This window comes from Streptomyces sp. NPDC102283 (assembly GCF_044766265.1).
GTDB lineage: Bacteria > Actinomycetota > Actinomycetes > Streptomycetales > Streptomycetaceae > Streptomyces.
The window spans coordinates 357,348-377,594 of record NZ_JBIWLQ010000002.1; the positions used below are offsets into that span (position 1 = coordinate 357,348).

General features: G+C 71.3%; 18 protein-coding genes and 1 pseudogene. 13 read left to right on the plus strand and 6 right to left on the minus strand.

What is annotated here, in order from left to right; all coding sequences use genetic code 11:
- Positions 1–95: 95 nt before the first annotated feature.
- Positions 96–1,580, minus strand: coding sequence for an SDR family NAD(P)-dependent oxidoreductase (locus tag ACIRJT_RS06040; protein WP_403905099.1), 1,485 nt, complete (start codon positions 1,578–1,580; stop codon positions 96–98).
- 247 nt (positions 1,581–1,827) lie between these two features.
- Here ACIRJT_RS06040 and ACIRJT_RS06045 point away from each other — a divergent pair, with 247 nt between their 5' ends.
- The 5 genes from ACIRJT_RS06045 (at position 1,828) to ACIRJT_RS06065 (ending at position 6,799) form a co-directional block, all read left to right on the plus strand.
- The gene (locus ACIRJT_RS06045; protein WP_403905101.1) at positions 1,828–2,724 is read left to right on the plus strand and encodes an RNA polymerase sigma factor SigF; all 897 of its coding nucleotides are present in this window, start codon (positions 1,828–1,830) and stop codon (positions 2,722–2,724) included.
- A 208-nt stretch (positions 2,725–2,932) separates the two neighbouring features.
- Positions 2,933–4,168, plus strand: a complete 1,236-nt coding sequence (locus ACIRJT_RS06050) for a PP2C family protein-serine/threonine phosphatase (protein WP_403905104.1) — start codon at positions 2,933–2,935, stop codon at positions 4,166–4,168.
- 1 nt (position 4,169) lies between these two features.
- On the plus strand, positions 4,170–5,789 hold the full coding sequence (locus ACIRJT_RS06055) for a CHASE3 domain-containing protein (protein WP_403905107.1): 1,620 nt from the start codon (positions 4,170–4,172) through the stop codon (positions 5,787–5,789).
- The gene (locus ACIRJT_RS06060) at positions 5,786–6,229 is read left to right on the plus strand and encodes a response regulator (RefSeq protein WP_003964619.1); all 444 of its coding nucleotides are present in this window, start codon (positions 5,786–5,788) and stop codon (positions 6,227–6,229) included. The genes ACIRJT_RS06055 and ACIRJT_RS06060 overlap by 4 nt, the downstream gene beginning before the upstream one ends.
- Positions 6,230–6,325: 96 nt before the next feature.
- A complete protein-coding gene (locus tag ACIRJT_RS06065; RefSeq protein ID WP_403905477.1) occupies positions 6,326–6,799 on the plus strand; it encodes an ATP-binding protein in 474 nt (157 codons plus the stop codon).
- A gap of 238 nt (positions 6,800–7,037) precedes the next feature.
- Here the strand turns inward: ACIRJT_RS06065 and ACIRJT_RS06070 are convergent.
- Together ACIRJT_RS06070 and ACIRJT_RS06075 are read right to left on the minus strand one after the other, a co-directional pair.
- Positions 7,038–7,454, minus strand: a pseudogene (locus tag ACIRJT_RS06070) (RidA family protein); the annotation flags it as partial.
- Between the two features lie 47 nt (positions 7,455–7,501).
- Positions 7,502–8,683, minus strand: coding sequence for a PP2C family protein-serine/threonine phosphatase (locus ACIRJT_RS06075; RefSeq protein WP_403905109.1), 1,182 nt, complete (start codon positions 8,681–8,683; stop codon positions 7,502–7,504).
- 86 nt (positions 8,684–8,769) lie between these two features.
- On the opposite strand from ACIRJT_RS06075, the gene ACIRJT_RS06080 reads away from it, so the two are divergent.
- Complete coding sequence (locus ACIRJT_RS06080) at positions 8,770–9,285, plus strand: MarR family winged helix-turn-helix transcriptional regulator (RefSeq protein ID WP_402013266.1); 516 nt, start codon at positions 8,770–8,772, stop codon at positions 9,283–9,285.
- 226 nt (positions 9,286–9,511) lie between these two features.
- A complete protein-coding gene (locus ACIRJT_RS06085; protein WP_403905112.1) occupies positions 9,512–9,874 on the plus strand; it encodes an STAS domain-containing protein in 363 nt (120 codons plus the stop codon).
- Between the two features lie 28 nt (positions 9,875–9,902).
- Here ACIRJT_RS06085 and ACIRJT_RS06090 read toward each other — a convergent pair whose 3' ends face one another.
- A complete protein-coding gene (locus tag ACIRJT_RS06090; protein WP_403905115.1) occupies positions 9,903–10,607 on the minus strand; it encodes a (2Fe-2S)-binding protein in 705 nt (234 codons plus the stop codon).
- 243 nt (positions 10,608–10,850) lie between these two features.
- Here ACIRJT_RS06090 and ACIRJT_RS06095 point away from each other — a divergent pair, with 243 nt between their 5' ends.
- On the plus strand, positions 10,851–11,933 hold the full coding sequence (locus tag ACIRJT_RS06095) for a DMT family transporter (protein ID WP_403905118.1): 1,083 nt from the start codon (positions 10,851–10,853) through the stop codon (positions 11,931–11,933).
- On the opposite strand, the gene ACIRJT_RS06100 is transcribed toward ACIRJT_RS06095, so the two are convergent.
- Complete coding sequence (locus ACIRJT_RS06100; protein WP_403905121.1) at positions 11,903–13,285, minus strand: transglycosylase family protein; 1,383 nt, start codon at positions 13,283–13,285, stop codon at positions 11,903–11,905. The two genes, ACIRJT_RS06095 and ACIRJT_RS06100, sit on opposite strands and share 31 nt — an antisense overlap.
- 251 nt (positions 13,286–13,536) lie before the next feature.
- On the opposite strand from ACIRJT_RS06100, the gene ACIRJT_RS06105 reads away from it, so the two are divergent.
- Both ACIRJT_RS06105 and ACIRJT_RS06110 read left to right on the plus strand, forming a co-directional pair.
- Complete coding sequence (locus ACIRJT_RS06105; protein ID WP_403905124.1) at positions 13,537–14,709, plus strand: LacI family DNA-binding transcriptional regulator; 1,173 nt, start codon at positions 13,537–13,539, stop codon at positions 14,707–14,709.
- 115 nt (positions 14,710–14,824) lie between these two features.
- Entirely contained in the window at positions 14,825–15,325 is a 501-nt protein-coding gene (locus ACIRJT_RS06110; protein WP_403905127.1) for an NUDIX domain-containing protein, read from the plus strand.
- A 218-nt stretch (positions 15,326–15,543) separates the two neighbouring features.
- Here the strand turns inward: ACIRJT_RS06110 and ACIRJT_RS06115 are convergent, their stop codons facing one another.
- Entirely contained in the window at positions 15,544–16,878 is a 1,335-nt protein-coding gene (locus ACIRJT_RS06115; protein WP_403905129.1) for an ROK family protein, read from the minus strand.
- A 142-nt stretch (positions 16,879–17,020) separates the two neighbouring features.
- On the opposite strand from ACIRJT_RS06115, the gene ACIRJT_RS06120 reads away from it, so the two are divergent.
- From ACIRJT_RS06120 to ACIRJT_RS06130, 3 genes are read left to right on the plus strand one after another with little or no spacing between them, the layout of a single operon-like run.
- The gene (locus tag ACIRJT_RS06120) at positions 17,021–18,331 is read left to right on the plus strand and encodes an ABC transporter substrate-binding protein (RefSeq protein ID WP_403905131.1); all 1,311 of its coding nucleotides are present in this window, start codon (positions 17,021–17,023) and stop codon (positions 18,329–18,331) included.
- A gap of 11 nt (positions 18,332–18,342) precedes the next feature.
- On the plus strand, positions 18,343–19,356 hold the full coding sequence (locus tag ACIRJT_RS06125) for a carbohydrate ABC transporter permease (RefSeq protein WP_403905134.1): 1,014 nt from the start codon (positions 18,343–18,345) through the stop codon (positions 19,354–19,356).
- Positions 19,349–20,242 carry a carbohydrate ABC transporter permease gene (locus ACIRJT_RS06130; RefSeq protein ID WP_403905137.1) on the plus strand — a complete coding sequence of 298 codons (894 nt, stop codon included), beginning with the start codon at positions 19,349–19,351 and terminating at the stop codon, positions 20,240–20,242. The genes ACIRJT_RS06125 and ACIRJT_RS06130 overlap by 8 nt, the downstream gene beginning before the upstream one ends.
- The last annotated feature ends 5 nt before the right edge of the window (positions 20,243–20,247 follow it).

Consider the following 20,247-nt stretch of genomic DNA (forward strand, 5'->3'; position numbering starts at 1 on the left):
GGCCACCGGGTACAGCGAAAGCCCGGCCCAGGAACCATCCTGGGCCGGGCTTTCGGCCGCCGCACGGGGCCGTCCGGACGTTTGGGCCGTTCGGGTTACCAGTTGGCGGGGGCGTAGTCCTTGAGGAAGCAGCCGTAGAGGGCCTCGCCGCCCTCACCGCGCACGATCGGGTCGTAGACCCTGGCCGCGCCGTCGACCAGGTCGAGGGGCGCGTGGAAGCCCTCCTCGGCGAGGCGCATCTTGTCCGGGTGCGGGCGCTCGTCCGTGATCCACCCGGTGTCCACGGCCGTCATCAGGATGCCGTCCTTCTCGAACATCTCCTGGGCGCTGGTGCGCGTCAGCATGTTGAGCGCGGCCTTGGCCATGTTGGTGTGCGGGTGGCCCGCGCCCTTGTAGCCGCGACTGAAGACGCCCTCCATCGCCGAGACGTTGACGACGTACGCGTGCTTCGCGGCAGTCGCCGCCATCGCCGGGCGCAACCGGCTGATCAGGATGAACGGCGCGGTGGAGTTGCAGAGCTGGACTTCGAGGAGCTCGATCGGCTCGACCTCCTCCACCGTCTGGATCCAGCTGTTGCTGTCGTGCAGGTCCGGGACGAGGCCGCCCGCGTCGATCGCGGTGCCCGCGGCGATCCGGGCCGGCGAGGCGGAGCCGGTGACCAGGGCGAGGTCGGTGACCTCCTGGGCGCTCAGCCCCTCCTTGCGGGCGGCGGGCAGGGCGGCGACCCGGTCGACGGTGCCGCTGCCGAAGGTGCCGATGACCTCGGCGACGGGCAGTTCACCCGCGGGCAGCGGGGCCGACTCGGCGTTGACCAGTTCGCTGTAGGCGCCCGGGGAGCGGCGCACGGTCTGGGCCGCGTTGTTGATCAGGATGTCCAGCGGGCCCTCGGCGGCGACCGAGTCGGCCAGCGCGACGACCTGCGCCGGGTCGCGGAGGTCGATGCCGACGATCTTCAGCCGGTGGATCCACTCGTCGCTGTCCTCCATCGCCTTGAAGCGGCGGATCGCGTCGTTGGGGAAGCGGGTGGTGATGGTGGTGTGCGCGCCGTCGCGCAGCAGCCGCAGCGCGATGTACATACCGATCTTCGCCCGGCCGCCGGTGAGCAGCGCCCGGCGACCTGTCAGGTCGGTCCGGGCGTCGCGGCGGGAGCGGTTCTCCTTGGCGCACGCCTGGCAGAGCTGGTGGTAGAACGCGTCGACCTCGACGTACCGCGTCTTGCAGATGTAGCAGGACCGGGGCCGCTGGAGGATGCCCGCGATCTCGGCCTGGGCGGAGGAGGAGGGCAGCACGCCCTGCGTCTCGTCGTCGATGCGTTCGGCCGAGCCGGTCGCCGTGGCCTCGGTGACCGCCCGGTCGTGGGCGGTCTTCGCCGCGCGGCGCTCCTGGCGGCGGCGCTGCTTCACGGTCCGGTAGATCCCGGCCGTGGCCCGGCGGACGGCGACGGCGTCCGGGTGGTCCACCTCGATCCGGTCCAGCTCGTCGAGCACGCTCAGGCAGACGGCCAGCCGCTCCGGGTCGATGCCGGGACCGAACTCCACGATTCCGGGAGCGAGCTCCGGGCTGTCCTGTGTCACCGTCATTGCCGTTCCTCTGTCATCTTCTCGCCGCGGGTGATCGATCACCCGCGGCCGCCGTACCCGGATCAAGTTTGCCATGGGCGGGTCACTGCTCCGTTCGGGCGAGGAGCGGTGCCGGAAAAGGCCGGAGCACCGGGCCGGAGAGGATGTCGGGGAAGTCGATCGAAGAAATCTGAAAAAGAAGTGCATGACTTCTCGAAGCCCGGGCAGACGACCGTCCGACACACTGGGTAGCAGGGAGGGCGACACCATGACGACCATGTCGGCGCGAGCCACCGGAACCACGACGCCGCTGAGCGACGGCCGGATCGGCATGCAGGCAGCGGACGTCTCCGGCGACCTGCCGTGGATCGAGAACGCCGGGAAAGTCGCCCCGCAGGACGCCCGGGCCCTCTCCAAGATCTTCTTCGACCGCCTCCAGACGCTGGAGGAGGGCACCCACGAGCACCAGTACGCGCGCAACACCCTGATCGAGATGAACCTCTCCCTCGTGCGCTTCGCCGCCTCGCGGTTCCGCAATCGCGGGGGTGACGACACCGAGGACATCATCCAGGTCGGCACGATCGGCCTGATCAAGGCGATCGACCGGTTCGACCTGTCCCGCGAGGTCGAATTCGCCACCTTCGCCGTGCCGTACATCGTCGGGGAGATCAAGCGCTTCTTCCGCGACACCACCTGGTCGGTGCATGTGCCGCGGCGCCTCCAGGAGCTGCGGGTGGACCTCGCCAAGGCGAAGGAGCAGCTCTCCGCGGAGCTCGACCGCGACCCCACCGTCAAGGAGCTGGCCGCCCACCTCGACCTCCCCGAGGAGGAGATCATCGAGGGCCTCGTGGCCGCCAACGGCTACTCGGCCGGCTCGCTCGACACCCCTTCCGCGGACAGCGACTCCGGCCAGGAGCAGCGGGCGTACGCCGATGTCCTCGGCGAGGCCGACCCGGGCATGGAGACCGTCGAGAACCTGCACACCCTGGCACCGCTGCTGGAGCAGCTCGACGACCGGGAGCGCCGGATCGTGCAGATGCGGTTCGGGGCGGAGATGACGCAGTCGCAGATCGGTGCGGAGCTCGGTGTGTCCCAGATGCATGTGTCGCGCCTGCTCAGCAGGATCGTGCAGCAGCTGCGCAAGGGCATGAGTGTCGAGGCGTGAGACCCCGCGAACCGTTCGGGTCCCGTCCCGAATCCGAAGCCGTCCGCCCTTCCGGGCGGGCGGCTTCGTGCCGTGCGCTCACGAGGCCCGTCACCGACCGGCCTCGTCGCTCGCCTATCATTTATGACGATCAGGCCGGACGCACCGTGCCGTGGCGTGAGAGGGTGAAGGCTTGACCGAGTCGCCCGTGGGCACATCTCCGAGTCCTGTGGGCATCCCCAGCATCCCCACCCAACAGGTCGGCATCCCCCACCACCCCGAACCACCGCTGTGGAACCTCGACGCGACGATCCTCCTGGTGGAGGACGACGCGGGTGACGCGCTGCTCGTCGAGGAGATGCTCTCGGACAGTGAGCTGGACTCCGCCCTCACCTGGTGCAAGACGCTGGGCGAGGCCCGTACGTTCCTGCGCACCTCCACCGCACCGGTGTGCGTGCTCCTCGACCTGCATCTGCCCGACGTCCACGGCCTGGACGCCGTGCGCCAGATACTGGAGACCGACCGCGAGGCCGCAATCGTCGTCCTCACCGGACTGGAGGACTCGGGCACCGGACTCCGTGCGGTCGCCGGAGGCGCCCAGGACTACCTGGTCAAAGGCCGTCTGGGCCCCGAGATCCTCGCGCGCGCGATCCGCTACGCCCTGCAGCGCAAGGAAGTGGAGCGGGCTGCCGCGGCGTTGCGTGCCAACCAGCTGATGGCTCAGGAGAATGCCCGGCTGGAGCGCGGGCTGCTGCCCGTCCCCCTGCTGCGGGACGACCGGTTCCGGGCCCGCGCCCGGTATGAGCCGGGGCGGGTGCACGGGCTGCTGAGCGGTGACTTCTACGACGTCGTGCAGACCTCGGACGGCACCGTCCACGCGGTGATCGGCGATGTGTCCGGGCACGGCGCCGCCGAGGCGGCACTCGGCGTATGCCTGCGGGTGGCCTGGCGTACCGCCGTGCTGTGCGGTACGTCACAGCCGGAGCAGATAGCTCTGCTGGAGGAGATCCTGGTCGCCGAGCGCTCGGACTCGCATGTGTTCGCCACCGTCACCTCGCTGGTTTTCCCGCCCGGACAACGGCACGCGCTGATCCTGCGGGCCGGTCATCCCGGCCTGCTGCTGCGTGAGGGCACGGAGGTGACCTGGGTCGAGCCCGAGGGCGGCATGGCGCTCGGGCTGCTGCCCGGGTTCGGCCGGTGGCCGACGGTCGACATCCCGCTGGCGCCCGGGGCGGGTCTCGTGCTCTTCACGGACGGGCTCTTCGAGGGGCGCGACGGGCCCGACAGCCGTCTCGGCGAGGAAGGGCTGCTCGCGATGGCCCGGGCCAACGGGCACTTGTCGGCCCGCTCGTTCGTCGACGCCCTGGTCGCCGGGGCCGCGGAGGGGGCCGCCCCCTACGGCGGCCTCGCGGACGATGTGGCCGTGCTGCATCTTGGCTGGGGATCGGAATCCGATGAACGGTGACATGACGAAAGAACCGGCTCCGGGCGGCCTCGCCGCGCGGCTGTCGGTGCAGAACTGGGTCCATCTCATACTCGGCGGATTCGTCGTGGTGGTCTGTGCCTGTCTGGTGATCGGCGGGCTCGTGCTGGCCCGGATCTCCGACCGTACGACCGAGTTGGTGGACCGTATCCAGCCCGCCAGGTCCGCGTCCTTCCAGCTCCAGAACTCGCTGCTCGACCAGGAGACCGGGATCAGGGGGTTCGCGCTGACCGGCGACGACTCCTTCCTCGAACCGTACGAGGCCGGCAAGGCCGCCGAACAGGACCGTCTCGCGCAGGTACGGCGACTGGTGGGTCCCGGCACCCGGTACGCCGACGACCTCGACGCCATCGCCGCCGCCGCCGAGAAGTGGCGGCGGAGCAAGGCCGAGCCGCTGATCGCGACGGTCCGGGCGCAGGGGCCGAGCAAGGCCGCCACCTCCGCCCAGTTGCAGCGCAGCAAGGCCGACTTCGACCAGCTGCGGCAGGCGTACGGTGCCCAGCAGGGGCATCTCGCCGAGGCGCGCGACCAGGCGCGAACCGACCTCGGCTCGGCGCGGACCACCCGCGACCGGGTGGTGATCGCGCTGGTCACCGTCTTCGTGCTGACCGTCGCGGCGCTGAGCCTGCTGCTCCACCGAGTGGTGGGCGTTCCGCTGAACCGGCTGCGCGCCGCATCCGACCGCGTCAGGGCGGGGGCCTTCGGAACGCGGATCGAGATCAAGGGGCCGTCCGACGTCCAGGCCGTGGCCTGGGCCGTGGAGGACATGCGGCGGCGGCTGGCCGACGAGCTGGCCGAGGCGCAGAGCCGAGAGGCCCTGCTCGCGGAGCAGACGGAGGAGCTGCGCCGTTCCAACTCGGAGCTGGAGCAGTTCGCGTACGTCGCCTCGCACGACCTCCAGGAGCCGCTGCGCAAGGTCGCGTCCTTCTGCCAGCTGCTGGAGAAGCGGTACGGCGAGGAGCTCGACGAGCGCGGCAAGCAGTACATCGCCTTCGCCGTGGACGGCGCCAAGCGGATGCAGGTCCTCATCAACGACCTGCTGACGTTCTCGCGGGTGGGGCGGGTGCAGGAGAGCTGGAAGCCGGTCGATCTGGACCGGGCCCTGGACCGCGCCCTGGGCAATGTGACCCTCGCGATCGAGGAGTCGGGGACGGCGATCGAGCGGCCGGATTCCCTGCCCGAACTGCTCGGGGACGCGACCGCCCTCACCATGGTCTGGCAGAACCTCATCGGCAACGCGGTGAAGTTCCGCCGGGAGGGCGTCCCGTGCCGGATCTCGGTCTCCTGCGTACGCGAGGACGAGGACTGGCACCTGACCGTGTCGGACAACGGGATCGGGATCGCGCCCGAGTTCGCGGACAAGGTGTTCGTCATCTTCCAGCGGCTGCACGCCCGTGACGAGTACGAGGGCACGGGCATCGGCCTCGCGCTCTGCCGGAAGATCATCGAGTTCCACGGTGGCCGGATCTGGCTGGAGCCCGAACCGGACGAAGGCACCCGCATCCACTTCACCCTGCCCGTGGCGCCCGAGGCGCCCACCCACACCACGGCGGAGCTGCTCGCTCCCGCCCTGCTCACCAGCCAGCCGGGAGATCCTTCGTGAACACCCCTGTCCAGCCCATCGAGGTCCTGCTCGTCGAGGACGACCCCGGCGACGAGCTGATGACCCGTGAGGCCTTCGAGGACAACAAGATCCGCAACACCCTGCACGTCGTGCGGGACGGGCAGGAGGCGCTCGACTTCCTCTACCGGCGCGGCGAGTACACCGAGGCCCCCCGCCCGGACCTGGTGCTGCTGGACCTGAACCTGCCCAAGTACGACGGCCGACAGGTGCTGGAACAGATCAAGAGCGACCCCGAGCTGGCCCTCATCCCCGTGGTCGTGCTCACCACGTCCTCGGCCGAGGAGGACATCCTGCGCAGTTACAAACTCCACGCCAACGCGTACGTGACGAAGCCGGTGGACCTCGACCAGTTCATCGCCGCGGTGCGCCAGATCGACGAGTTCTTCGTGACCGTGGTGCGGCTGCCCGGACGTGCGTAGTATCGGTCCGGATCTCCTGGAGTGGGATCGTTCGCCAGGGGTAGACGAATGGCGGAAAAGGTCTCCGACCTCACTGCGGCGCCCTGGCTGGAGCACATGAACGAACAGGTCACCTCCCCACCCGAAGAACCGGGTCAGGGGCTGGCTGCCGCCGAGGTACCGCCTTCCTCCGAGGTACTGCTCAGCGCCGAGGTCTTCGACGGCGAGCCGGGCTGCATCGCGCTGGCCCGTGCGCTCGCGAGCCGCTTCCTGACGCGGCTCGCGGTGGAGTGCCTCGCCCCGATCGGCGAGCACACGCGCAGCGACCTGATGCTGGCCGTGAGCGAGCTGGTCACCAACGCCGACCGCTACAGCCACGGCCCCTACCTCCTGGAGCTGGAGGGCAACGCGCAGCTCATCAGCGTCACGGTGTACGACAGCAGCACCGCGATGCCCGTGCTGTACGCCCCCGACCCGTCCCGCCTCGGCGGTCACGGCATGGAGATCGTGGTGGCCCTGTGCGACCGGCTCACGGCCGAGCGGGTGCCGGTGGGCAAGCGGATCCGGGCGGAGTTCCAGCTCAGCACCTGAGCCCGGTCGGCGGCCCCTGGGACTTGTTTCGAAAGTTCCGCCTGCTCGGCGGCGCCTGGCACTTCCCCAAGCTCTCGGCCTCGCTCGAGCAGGGGAGGCCCCATCCCTCGCCGCGTTGTCGGGATCACCCCGATACAGCCGGTATCGGGGCGACCCTCCGCCTTGCGATCGCACGCACCGGACGCCGCCGAGCCCGCCCTCCGGGCGGACGGCGCCACTTTCGCAACACGCCCTGGGCGTCCAGCACCGCGGTGGCCTCGATCTCCACCAGGTGTTCGGGGATGTCCAGGGCCGCGACGCCCACCAGGGTGTCGGGTGCTTCGGGCGTGATGCCCAGCCTCGCGGCGGCCCGGGACACGCCCTCCAGGAACGCGGGCATCTTCCCGGGCGTCCAGTCCACGACGTACACGGTCAGCTTCGCCACGTCGTCGAAGGTGCCGCCGACCGCGGCGAGGGCCGTGCCGATGTTCACGCAACACCGCTCGACCTGCGCGGCGAGGTCACCCTCGCCGACGGTGGCGCCCTCAGCGTCCCAGGCGACCTGCCCGGCGACGAAGACCAGCTTCGATCCGGTCGCGACCGACACCTGCCGGTAGGCGCCGATCTCCGGCAGGGCCTGCGCCGGGCGGTCCCTGTGATGTGCGACTGGACCCATGAGCACATCGGCCACATCGAGGCCTCGCGCCGCGCCTTCGAGACGGTCTAGGCCATGCCCCGGGCCTCCGGGCGGCCGAACCAGTCCAGGCACAGGACCAGCGCGTCGTCGAGCGTCTCCGTGCCCCGGTACTCCGCCAGTTCGCCGAGTATCGCGCGCGGAACGATGGCGGCCGGCAGCAGCCGTGTCGACTGGATGGCACGGGCCAGCGAGCGTTCCCCGTACGCCTCGCCGAGCGGGGACACCGCCTCGTAGACGCCGTCGCTGAGCAGCAGCAGCCGGTCTCCGGGCTCGACGTGGAACTCCTGGACCGTGTACTGCGACTCCTCGAACATGCCGAGCGGCAGCTGCGCTTCCAGGTCGATCCGGCGGACCTCCCGGCCGCGCTGCATCCACAGCTGCGGCGATCCCGCGTCGACGACGCCGACCTGTCCGGTCGCCAGCTCGAAGCGGAGCAACAGGGTGGAGACGTGGGACGCGCCGCGGTGCTGGTCGTAGAGGGCCTGGTCGGCCAGGGCCGCCTGGTCGGCGATGCCGATGCCGGCCCGACGGGCGTTGCGCAGGGCGTTGACGGCGAGATTGGTGAGAAGGGAGGCCTGTATGCCCTCGCCCATGCCATTGGTCACCGCGAGGGTCAGCTCGTCGGCGTCGGCGGCCCAGTCGAAGTTGTCGCCGTGGATGGCGTACGCGGGCTCCAGCTGGGCCCCGATCGCGAACTCGGCGGCGGTGCAGGCGCGGGCGGGCAGCAGCTGCCACTGCATCTCGGCGGCGAGGGTGAGGCGGGTGGTGCGCCGGGCTCGCTGGTACAGGTCGGTGTCCCGCTCGGCGACGAGGATCTCGTGGCCCAGCAGGTCGGCCATGTGGGTCAGCTCGCCGACCAGCTGCGGGGTGGACAGGGCCTGGGGCAGCCGGACGGTGAGGATGCCGAGCCGTTCGCCCCGTACGGTCACGGGCAGGTAGTGGTCGACGGCGTCGTCGTGCCGGACCTGTTGTTCACGGGGCTCCTGGCTGCCGAACGCCCGGCCCTCGGGGCTGTTGTGGAGGGACAGCGGCTCGTTCTCGTCGTCGGGCCGGTCCAGGGATTTGAGGACCCGCAGACCGTAGTCGGCGAGGTGGAGGTCGACCGCGAGGGCCCCGTAGGCGCTGCTGAGCTCGGTCCGCAGGGTGGCCAGCAGGGCGTGCGGCGCCGCGGCCCGTACGGCGGCCTCGATGTCCGTTCGTCTGTTCACGGTCTCTCGCGCAATCTTCGTCCTGCGACGTGGTAAGGGCCGGAGCCGGGCTGACAAGCAGGCCTGCCGGGTGACACAGTGGCTGAATGCCCCACCGAGGATTTCGCCCGAGCAGTCGCGAACAGGCGTCCGCCGACGCCGTCGCCGCCTCGGAGCTGCTGGAGGTGTTGTGGGGCCGGGGTCAGGAATCGGCCGCTTCGGGAACCGTATCGCCCTCCCAGCTCCGTGCCCTGCTCGTGATCGAGAAGCAGGAGGGCACCAATCTGCGGGCGTTGGGTGAGGCCCTGGGCTCGCGTGCCCCCTCCGTCAGCAGGCTCTGCGACCGGATGGAGGCGATGGGGCTCGTCCAGCGTGCGCCCAGTCCGACCAGCCGTCGCGAAGTGGAACTGCGACTGAGTCTGCGTGGTCGCACCCTTCTGGAAGAGTACCGGGCCCTGCGCGCCGGCGAACTGAACGCCGTGCTGGAGCGGATGGGTCCCGCCGCCCTCGCCGCCCTCGCCGAGGGCCTCGCGGCCTTCCACGCCGCCGCTTCGGAGCGCCTTTCCCCGCAAAGGGATACGGCCGCCTCCCCACTCCGCGATGATGTCGCGGACAGCGCCTAGCTCCATTCAGCTCCTGCTTCCGCATCCATCGGTTCGCCGCCCTTCGGCAGGTCGGCCGAGCAACCGCCTGGGATCAGATTGTTACCCAATGGAGAATGTTGTCAAATGGCAACTGTTACTTCTATCGTTACCCCGTACCCCGCCCCGACCAGGGACGGAACCATGTCGGCCCGTCCGGCGACACGGCTCTCCGCCCCTTCCGATCGATCCGCCCGAGGTGCCTTCCGTGCTTTCATCGCCCAACGAAGACAGAGCCGTCAGAATCACCACCCGACAGGAACGGGACGCATCGGTCCTCGCCGTGTCGGGTGACCTCGATATCGACAGCGTCGCACCGTTGGGCCTCGCCCTGACCGCGGCGGCCGACAACGGCTCCGGCCCGGTCGTCGTCGACCTCTCCGGCGTCGGTTTCGCGGACTCGACGACGGTGAATGTGCTCCTCCAGGGACACACCGCGCTGGGCGGCCGGCTGCGGCTGGCAGCCCCGTCGCCGTTCATGCGCCGCCTGATCGAGATGATCGGCCTCGACAGCGCCCTGCCCGTCCTGCCGTCCGTGGACGCCGCCATCGACGCCGTACTGCCTTCCTGACGGTCCCTGACCGGTTACGACGGGACGGCTACCGCCCCTTGGCACTCTGTCCGGGCGCCCGGTCGAACACACAGTCCCCGCACAGCCCGCCGCCGGGGCACCGGTAGTACAGGCAGCAGCTGCGCCGCCGGAACGCGGGCCCGTGCGGGGTTCCGGTGCCGCGCAGCGCCTCGTCGTCGAAGAGCTCGGCCGCCAGGGCGCGGGCCCGTGCGGCCACGTCCGGCCGGTCGTGGGCGCGCGCGAAGGTGACGAGTTCGCGCACGGCTCCGGCGAGCGCGGACCCCGCGTTGCCCCGCAGCAGCTGCGGGGAGATGGTGCAGTCGCGCCGGAACGCCTCGGACAGCGGGTCCAGATGCCCGTACTGGACCTCCTCGCGGATCCGGGCCGCCGTGCCGGGCAGCTCGGCCGTCCCCGCGAGCCACAGGTCGTCCGGCGAGGTGGCCGACGGGTCCCAGTGGAGGGCGCCGGGCGTCAGGGCGGGGAGCCGCCCGAAGAGCGCGGCCGGGCCCAGCGCGAGGGACCAGAGCCGGGCGGCGAGACCGAGGTGGGCGATGGAGGCGGCGACCCTGCGCTCGGGAGCCGCGAGGCGTGCCGCGACCTTGTCGACACGCATGGCGAGAGGACCGTCGTCCCCCGCGTACAGCTGCTCCAGCGGACGGTGCCCACCGCCCGGCACCGGGGTGGTCCGCAGCGCGAAGAATCCCCCGACCGACGCCAGTAGCACCAGGTCCATGCCCTGCTCCCCCTCGGTTCCCGGCCCGCCTCCGGGCCGCTCCGGTGACCGGCCGCCGGACACCGGCGGTGTCGCCCTCGCGGCTCACCGTATCCGCCGGGCGACAACTTCTGACGGCTGGGGGCGAGAGGACTACCGTCGGGAGGAGGACGTCGGTCCGTCGGGCGTACTACTGGGGCAGTAGGCCGAAGTGCAGTCTCAAGGACGACGACGTGGGGCCCCGGACGGGACATCGTGGTGTACATGAGCTCCCTTGCGCTGTCCGTGCTGCTGTCACTGGTCTCCGCGGTCGCCTACGCGGCCGGGGCGATCATCCAGGAGCGCGTGGCCGCGACCGGTGACAACGCGTGGCAAGCCCTGCTGCGCAACGGTGTGTGGTGGGCCGCCGTCCTCCTCAACGGGACCGGGGCGCTCCTGCACGTCGTGGCGCTCGCCTACGGCCCGCTCAGCCTGGTCCAGCCGCTCGGCGCGCTGACGATCGTCTTCGCCCTGCCGATGGCGGCCCTGTTCGTCGGGCGGAGGGCGGGGGCGACGGCCTGGCGCGGCGCCCTGATGGCGACGGCCGGTCTCGGCGGGCTGCTGGCGCTCACGGGGAACGCCGAGCCGCACACCCTGAACGGTCCCGAACAGGCGCTGCTCGCCTCGGTGACGTTCGGGGCCGTCGGCGCGATCGTCGTCCTCGCCCGTACGCTGCGCCGCCCGGTCCTGCGCAGCATCGTCCTCGCCACGGGCGCGGGCGCGGCCTTCGGCATGGCCTCGGTGTTCACCAAGACCGTGGCCGTGGAGTGGACGTCCGGTTCGCTGCGCTCGGGCGCACTGCCGCTGCTGGTGATCGCCGGGCTCGCGGCGGCGGGCCTGTTCCTGTCCCAGGCCGCCTACCGGGGCGCGGGCCTCACCGCTCCGCTCGCGACGGTGACGGTGGTCAACCCGGTGGTGGCCGCCGCGATCGGCATCAGCCTGTTCGGCGAGCACTTCCGTCTCGGCCTCCCGGGCACCGTCCTGGCCCTCTCCTGCGGGGCGCTGGCCGCCGGCGGCCTGATCATGCTGACGCGGGAGCGGCTGCGCACGGAGCACGCCGAGGAGCCGCGTACGGACGCCGGGGCGGAGGCTCCCTCCTCGGCGTCACCGGTCGTGCCGGAAGCGGCGTCGGGGCGGGTGCCCGTGACGCGGTCGCCGTCGCCCCTGCCGCCGGGGCAAGCGGTGCCGCAGGTGGAGTTCGGCACGCCGGGCCCGCTCACGAAGCAGCGACGGCGCGGCGGAGCCACCCTGCGGCGCTCCCGCTCCGACCGGACGGTTCAGACCCTGACCCCGCCTGCCCGGAGGTAGGCGAGCGGGTCGACGTCCGAGCCGTAGCCGGGGCCCGTGCGGATCTCGAAGTGCAGGTGCGGGCCTGTGCTGTTGCCCGTGGAGCCCGAGCGGGCGATGCGCTGTCCGCCGGAGACCGACTGCCCCGCGCGCACGTGGAGCGCGGAGAGATGGGCGTACTGGCTGTACTTGCCGTCGCTGTGCCGGATGACGACCTCGTAGCCGTACGCTCCGGCCCAGCCGGCCGAGACGACGCGGCCCGGGGCCACCGACTTCACCGATGTCCCGGTGGGCACCGGGAAGTCCACTCCGGTGTGATAGCCGCTGGACCAGCCGCCGGCCTGCCGGTAGGGGGTACCGGTGCCGGCGGAGACCGGGGCGCTGAAACCGGAGTGCTTCACCGCGCGCTCCGGAGCGGGGCGCTCCTTCTTCGGCGCTTCCCTCTTCGGCGCTTCCTTCTTGGGCTCTTCCTTCTTGGGCGCCTGCTGCTTCGGGGCCGCCTTCTCAGGGGCCCGCTGTTTCGGGGCTTCCTTCTTCGGCGCGGCCTGTGCGGGCGCTTCCTTCTTGGGCTCGGCCTTGCGCTGGTCCGCCTTCTTCGCCTCGGGCGTCGCCGCCGGAGGCTTCGGGGCGGTCTTCCGCGCGGGCTGTCCGGAGCTGTTCCCCTCCCCCGCCTTCGGCGCCCGGCTCTGGTCGAGGCTCAGCCGCTGCCCGGGGAAGATCAGGTCCGGGTCGCCTCCGACGACGGTGCGGTTGGCCGCGTAGAGGCCCTGCCAGCCGCCGCGCACCCGCTGGGCGGACGCGATCCCGGAGAGGGAGTCGCCGCTCGCGACGGTGTACGAGTCGCGCTTGCCCGGCACATGGGTGGGCGTCGCCTCGGCGGGACGGGTCACCGGCTGCCGGGGCGGCGCGCTCTGCGGCGCCGCGGCCCGGACCGGCCGGCTTCCCGCGCTCTGCGTGTCGGTCTCCGCCTCCGGGGCGGCCCCGGGCGCGTCCCCGCCCCGGGTGAGCCCCGCCTGTACGGAACAGGTGGGCCAGGCGCCGGGGCCCTGGCCGTCCAGCACCTTCTCGGCGACGGCGATCTGCTGGTCCCGGGTGGCGAGGTCGGCGCGCGGCGCGTACTGCGTGCCGCCGAAGGCCGACCAGGTGGAGCCGCTGAACTGCAGGCCGCCGTAATAGCCGTTGCCCGTGTTGACGTCCCAATTGCCGCTGGACTCGCAGGCGGCGACCTTCTCCCAGACCTCGACCGGCGCGGCCCCCGCCGACGCCGCGGTGATGAGCGGAAGGGCGAGGCCCGCGCCGCTCGCCGTCACCGTGAGCGAGGCACGGTTGATCCGGCTCGGCTGGTATCTGCGGTGCCGTCCGTTCGCGGCCATACGTGGCTCCCCCACTGGCTTCGGGTCATGTCGCAAAGGGCAACGTAGGTCCGCACAGTGACTGATCACAAGCAAAACGTGATACTCGGCCGCCGCCGCGCCGGTGCGTGGCCGGATTCCGACCCCCGGGCAGCCCGGCAGCCCTCCCGGCCTCCCGATCTCCCGACCGGTGCCGACCTCCGCCCCGCCCGGACGCGTTCCTCTGTCCGGTGCGATGGAGAGCGCTCTCCGTGGGTGCTATAAAGGCGCTCATGACGGATGATCCGCGCTCGGCCGGAGCGCCCACCCTGGAGGACGTGGCGCGGGCGGCCGGCGTCTCGCGCGCCACCGTCTCCCGGGTCGTGAACGGGGTGCGCAATGTGGACCCGGTGATCCAGGAGGCCGTGCGGCGGGCGGTCTCCGTGACGGGCTACGCCCCGAACCGGGCGGCCAGGTCCCTGGTGACCCGGCGGGCCGATGCCATCGCCCTGGTGGTCTCGGGCGCGGGCGTCGAGCCGGAGGCGGCCCGGCAGGACTCCGCGACCGGAGCGTCGGGGGACGGGAAAGAGGATGAGGACAAGGGCGGGACCGGGGCCCGGTCCGGGGGCGAGGCGTCCGGGAAGGACCGGGCCGGCAGCGGCGGTTCCGGGTCCTTCACCGCGCAGGTGTTCGCCGACCCGTTCTTCGGCCGGGTGGTGACCGGGGTGGTCGACTACCTGCGTCCGCGCGGGATGCACCCGGTGCTGATGTTCGCGGAGACCTCACGGGCACGCGAGGAGGTGGTGGCGTACCTGAGGCAGGGCAGTGCGGACGGGGCCCTGGTCGTCTCGACGCACGCCGAGGACCCACTGCCCGCACTGATCGCGGACGCCGGCCTGGCGGCTGTCCTGTACGCGCGCCCGGCGCGGCCGGTCCAGGTCAGTTATGTCGACCTCGCGCACCAGGACGGGGCCCGGCTGGCGGCCGAGCATCTCCTGGGCCGGGGCTGCCGCCGGATCGCGACGATCAGCGGCCCGCTGGACGTACCGGCGGGCCAGGCCCGTCTGACGGGCTTCCGGGACGCCATGGCGCGCCACGGGCATCCGTACATCCCCATCGCCGAGGGGCGGTTCACCCAGGAGAGCGGGGAGGCGGCGATGGAACGGCTGCTGGCGGAGCATCCGGACGTGGACGGTGTCTTCGCCGCCAACGACCTGATGGCCCTCGGAGCCTGCCACGTCCTGCGGGAGCACGGCCGCTCGATTCCGGGAGACGTGGCGGTGGTGGGCTTCGACGACAGCAGCGCGGCCCTGGCCTGCCGCCCTCCGCTGACCACGGTCCGCCAGCCGGTGGAGGGGATGGCCGCCGAGATGACGCGCCTGCTGCTGGACCGGCTGGCCCGGCCGGACGGTCCGGTGACCTCCGTGATCTTCGAACCGGAGCTGGTGGTACGGGGATCGGCCTGATCCGGTGGATGCCCCCGAGGCAGGTCCCGCACGGCCGCCCGGCCCGGCGGGCGCGGGTGCGCGGCCCGACGGGCATGGGTGCGCGGCCCGGCGGGCATGGGCGAGGATGCCCTGCATGACCTCACCTCCGACCGGCCCCCGCCTCCGGGTCGCCGCCTATGTGATCCGGCGTCACCCCTTCCCCGCTCTGCTGGTGTTCGACCATGGGGACGCTCCCGAGGCGGGTACCCAGGTACCGGCGGGCGGCGTCGTGCCGGGCGAGGATCCGGAGCGGGCCGTCCTGCGCGAGGTCGCCGAGGAGACCGGGCTGACGGGCACCCGCGTGGTCCGGCGGATCGCGGTGGACGCGCGGCCCCACCCCGAGACCGGGCAACCCCGGCTGACCACCTTCCTCCTGCTCGACGCCCCGCCGGACGGGCCTTCGGCGTGGGAGCACCGGGTCGGCGGCGACGGAGCCGACGCGGGGATGCGGTTCGCCTGTCGGTTCGCGCCGCTCCCCCTGGAGCATCCGCTGGCCGACGCCCAGGACGCGTGGCTGGGCCTGGTGGATCCGCACTGGTCCGCGTCGGGCGGCGCGGCCGGGCGCCCCGGCCCCGCGCGGGACACGGCCCGCTGAAGCGCGGCAGCGACGACGCACGACAGGCCGACGCCTCGGCGGGCGCACGGGCAGACGCGCGACGGGCAGTCGGCGCACGGGCAGACGCGCGGGGCGGGCAGACGCGGCGCGTGAGCCGACGCGGCGCGTGAGCCGACGCGGCGCGTGAGCCGACGCGGCGCGTGAGCCGACGCGGCGCGTGAGCATCCCCGGACCTCGCTCCCGGTCCCGGTCGGCGCTCAGTTCACCGCCGTGCGGTGTCGTTCCCGGACCGCCTGGACCGGCGTACGGGGCGGCACGCCGGCGCCGCCCGGCCCGGGGCGGCTGCCGCCCCGGGTGAGGAAGTCGGCGAGCGGGAGCGTCGCCGCGCCCACGGTGACCGCGTCCGGGCCGAGGCGGCCCATCTCGATGGTGGTGCGGGCCGCCGCGTGGCGCAGGGCGTACTCGTTCGCGTACCGGCGGATGTCGGGCAGCAGGCGGGGGCCGATGAGCAGGCCCGCCCAGCCGCCGATCAGGATGCGCTCGGGCAGGAAGAGGTTGATCAGGTCGGCGAGGGCCGCGCCGAGGCATTCGGCCGTCTCGTCGAGCAGCGAGAGCGCCACCGGGTCCGGGGCGGGGCCGTCGCCTACCGGGTAGGCGGCGGCGAGGAGCGCGGCGAGCGCCGTCTCGTCGTCGGCGTCCTCGGGCAGCGGGCCACCCGCCTCGCGCCAGCGCTCACGCAGGGCTTGCGCGCCCGCGTACGCCTCCAGGCAGCCGATGGAGCCGCAGCGGCACCGGCGGCCGCGCAACTGGACAATGGTGTGCCCCCATTCGAGGGCGAGGCTCGTGCGGTCCTCGTCGAGGATGTCGCCGTGGTCGACGCACGCGCCCACGCCCGAGCCGATCAGGGCGATGGCGGCGGCGCCCGCGCCCCGGCCGCCGCCGAACCACATCTCGGCCTGGCCGAGCGTCTTGGCGCCGTTGTCGATGAACAGCGGCACCTCGGGCGGCACGTCGACGGCCTCGCGCAGCAACTGCTCGAAGGGGACCGCGCGCCAGCCTATGGTCTGGCCGTGGACCACCGCGCTCCGGGAGCCGTCGGGCCCTTCGGGGCCGTCGCGCTCGATGATGCCGGGGACCCCGATGCCGATGCCGAGCAGCCGGCTCGGGTCGGCGCCCGCGTCGCGCAGCACGTCCGCGACGCCGGTGCGGACGTGGGCGACGATGCGGTCGACGTCGTAGCCGTGCTGGGCCAGCAGCCTTTCGGTGCGGGCCAGTTCGGTCAGGGAGAGGTCGAACAGCTCGACGCGGACCCGGGTCTCGCCGATGTCGATGCCGACGAGCAGCCCGCCGTCCGGGGCGACACGCAGCAGCGTACGGGGGCGGCCACCGTCGGAGTCGACGACGCCGGCCTCCTCCAGGAGTCCCTCGGCGGAGAGTTCCGCAACGACGTTGCTGATGGAGCCTGAACTCAGCCCCGTGACCGGTCCGAGCTCCTGGCGGCTCAGCGGGCCGTCGAAATACAACCGTTGCAATACCCTCGCCCGATTGCCCCTTCGCAGGTCACGCACGGTCCGTCTGTTGCGCTCGGCCATGTTGCTCCTTCCCGTCCAGGAACATACCCCGGTCCCAGGCCTTGACGCGACCTTCTCTCACCTCTTAAATCACGGCATAAATTAAGTCATGGAGGCCGTTCGGTTCCCGAACGCAGCCATCCCCGGAAAGGGGCCACCTCACATGCGTCACGTCAGAGCCGCAAGCGCTGCCACCCTCGCCCTCGCCATCGCCGTAGCCGCCACCGGCTGCGGTGGCGGGACCACCTCGGGCGGCAGCAACGAGTCGCCGAAGACCCTCACCTACTGGGCGTCCAACCAGGGCCCCAGTATCGAGGCCGACAAGAAGATCCTCACTCCCGAGCTGAAGAAGTTCGAGAAGGAGACCGGGATCAAGGTGAAGCTGGAGGTCGTGCCGTGGGCCGACCTGCTGAACCGGATCCTCGCCGCCACCAGCTCGGGCCAGGGCCCGGACGTGCTGAACATCGGCAACACCTGGTCGGCCTCGCTCCAGGCGACCGGCGCGCTCCTGCCGTGGGACGAGAAGAACTTCGAGGCCATCGGCGGCCGGGACCGCTTCGTCGACTCGGCGGTCGCCTCGGCCGGCAAGGAGGGCGAGCCGCCCGCCGCGGTCCCGCTGTACTCGCTGGCGTACGCCCTCTACTACAACAAGAAGATGTTCGCAGAGGCCGGCGTCGAGAAGCCGCCGGCCACCTGGGACGAGCTGGTCGCGGCGGGCAGGAAGATATCCAAGGACGGCAAGTGGGGGCTGGGCGCCGAGGGCGGCAACCTCTCCAACAACATCCACCAGACCTTCGTCCTGGGCCAGCAGCACGGCGCCGACTTCTTCGACCAGGACGGCAAGGCGACCTTCACCTCCGACGGCGCGGTCGCGGCGGTGAAGCAGTACATCGACTTCATGGCCAAGGACAAGATCATCGCTCCGGGCAACGCGGAGTACGCCCAGAACCAGTCCCTCACCGACTTCGCCAAGGGCAAGACGGCCATGGTGCTGTGGCAGGCCGCCGCCTCCACCTTCGCCGCCCAGGGCATGAAGCCCGAGGACTGGGGCGCGGCCCCGGTGCCGGTCCCCTCGGGCGTACCGGGCGCGGACAAGCAGACCAACTCCATGGTCGCGGGCATCAACATGGCCGTCTTCAAGAACACCAAGAACATCGACGGCGCGAAGAAGTTCGTGAAGTTCATGACGAGCGACGCCGAGCAGAAGCTGCTCAACAAGACCTACGGCTCGATCCCGCCGGTCAAGGCCGCCCAGGCCGACGAGGCCTTCGGGGCTCCCGACCTCGAGGTCCTGCGCGACACCCTCGCCACCAGCGCCGCCCCGCTCCCCCAGGTCCCGAACGAGTCGCAGTTCGAGACGGCCGTGGGTACGGCCGTCAAGGAACTGTGGGCGGACGCCGCGGCCGGACGCCCCGTGACCGAGGAATCCGTCAAGGCGCGCCTGGAAAAGGCCCAGCAGACGATGCAGCAGTGAGGCCCTGATCCATGACCGCCACCGTCACCACGAACCCCGAGGTCGACAAGTCGACCGGCAAGGGTACGAGCCGGGGCACCGGGGGTGCGCGCAGGAGACTGCCGCGCATCCCCGACCGGATCCGCCAAGGCGGACTGCCCTATCTCCTGCTCCTGCCCGCCGTCCTGCTCGAACTCCTCATCCACATCATCCCGATGGTCATCGGGATCGTGATGAGCTTCCGGCAGCTCACGCAGTTCTTCATCAGCAACTGGGGCGCGGCGCCCTGGATCGGCCTCGACAACTACAGCATCGCCGTCGACTTCGACGCTCCGATCGGTGAGGCCCTGCTCCACTCGTTCTTCGTGACCTGCGTCTTCACGTTCTTCTCGGTCGGGTTCGCCTGGCTGTTCGGCACCGCGGCGGCGATCCTCCTCCAGGAGAGCTTCCGGGGCCGGGGCATCCTGCGGGCGATCTTCCTCGTCCCGTACGCCCTGCCGGTCTACGCGGCCGTCATCACCTGGGCGTTCATGTTCCAGCGGGACAACGGGCTGATCAACCACGTCCTGCACGACCAGCTCGGCATCACCGACGAGCCGTCGTTCTGGCTGATCGGCGACAACAGCATCTACGCCCTGATCATCGTCTCGGTGTGGAAGGGCTGGCCGTTCGCCTTCCTCATGCTGATGGCCGGGCTCCAGAACATCCCGCGCGAGCTGTACGAGGCCGCCTCGATCGACGGCGCCGGCATCTGGCAGCAGATCCGCCGGATCACGCTGCCCTCGCTGCGCCCGGTCAACCAGGTCCTGGTCCTCGTGCTCTTCCTGTGGACGTTCAACGACTTCAACACCCCGTACGTCCTGTTCGGGAAATCGGCCCCGGAGAGCGCGGACCTGATCTCGATCCACATCTACCAGTCGTCGTTCGTCACCTGGAACTTCGGCACCGGATCCGCGATGTCGGTCCTGCTGCTGCTCTTCCTGCTGGTCGTGACGGCCGTCTACCTGTTCCTCACCTCGCGCGGAAGGAAGGGCGCCGATGTCTAGCCTCACGCGGCCGACCCGCACCACCCGGTCGCGGACCCGCTCGCCGATGGCCGCGCCGCAGTCCTTCCTCTGGACCCGCCGCATCGTCCTGAGCCTGCTCGCCGGCTTCGTCCTGCTGCCCGTCTACGTGATGGTCAGCAGTTCGCTGAAGCCGCTCCAGGACGTGTCGGGGAAGTTCCAGTGGATCCCGTCCACGCTGACGATCCAGCCGTACTTCGACATCTGGGAGACCGTTCCGCTCGCCAAGTACTTCGTCAACTCGCTGATCGTTGCGGGCTCGGCGACGGTGCTGTCGGTGACGATCGCGGTGTTCTCCGCCTACGCGGTGAGCCGCTACCGGTTCCGGGGCAAGCGGGTCTTCACCGTCACGGTGCTGTCCACGCAGATGTTCCCGGGGATTCTCTTCCTGCTCCCGCTGTTCCTCATCTTCGTCAACATCGGCAACAGCACCGGCGTCGCTCTGTACGGCTCGCGCGGCGGGCTCATCCTCACGTACCTGACGTTCTCGCTGCCGTTCTCCATCTGGATGCTGATCGGGTACTTCGACTCCATCCCGCGGGACCTCGACGAAGCGGCCCTGGTCGACGGCTGCGGACCCGTCCGCGCCCTCTTCCAGGTCGTCGTGCCGGCCGCCGTCCCGGGAATCGTGGCGGTGTCGGTGTACTCCTTCATGACGGCCTGGGGCGAGGTCCTCTTCGCCTCCGTCATGACGAACGACGCCACCCGGACCCTCTCCGTCGGCCTCCAGGGCTACGCCACGCAGAACGACGTGTACTGGAACCAGGTCATGGCCGCGTCCCTCGTCGTCAGCGTCCCGATCGTCGCCGGATTCCTCCTCCTCCAGCGCTACCTGGTCGCCGGTCTCACCGCGGGAGCCGTGAAGTGAGCTCC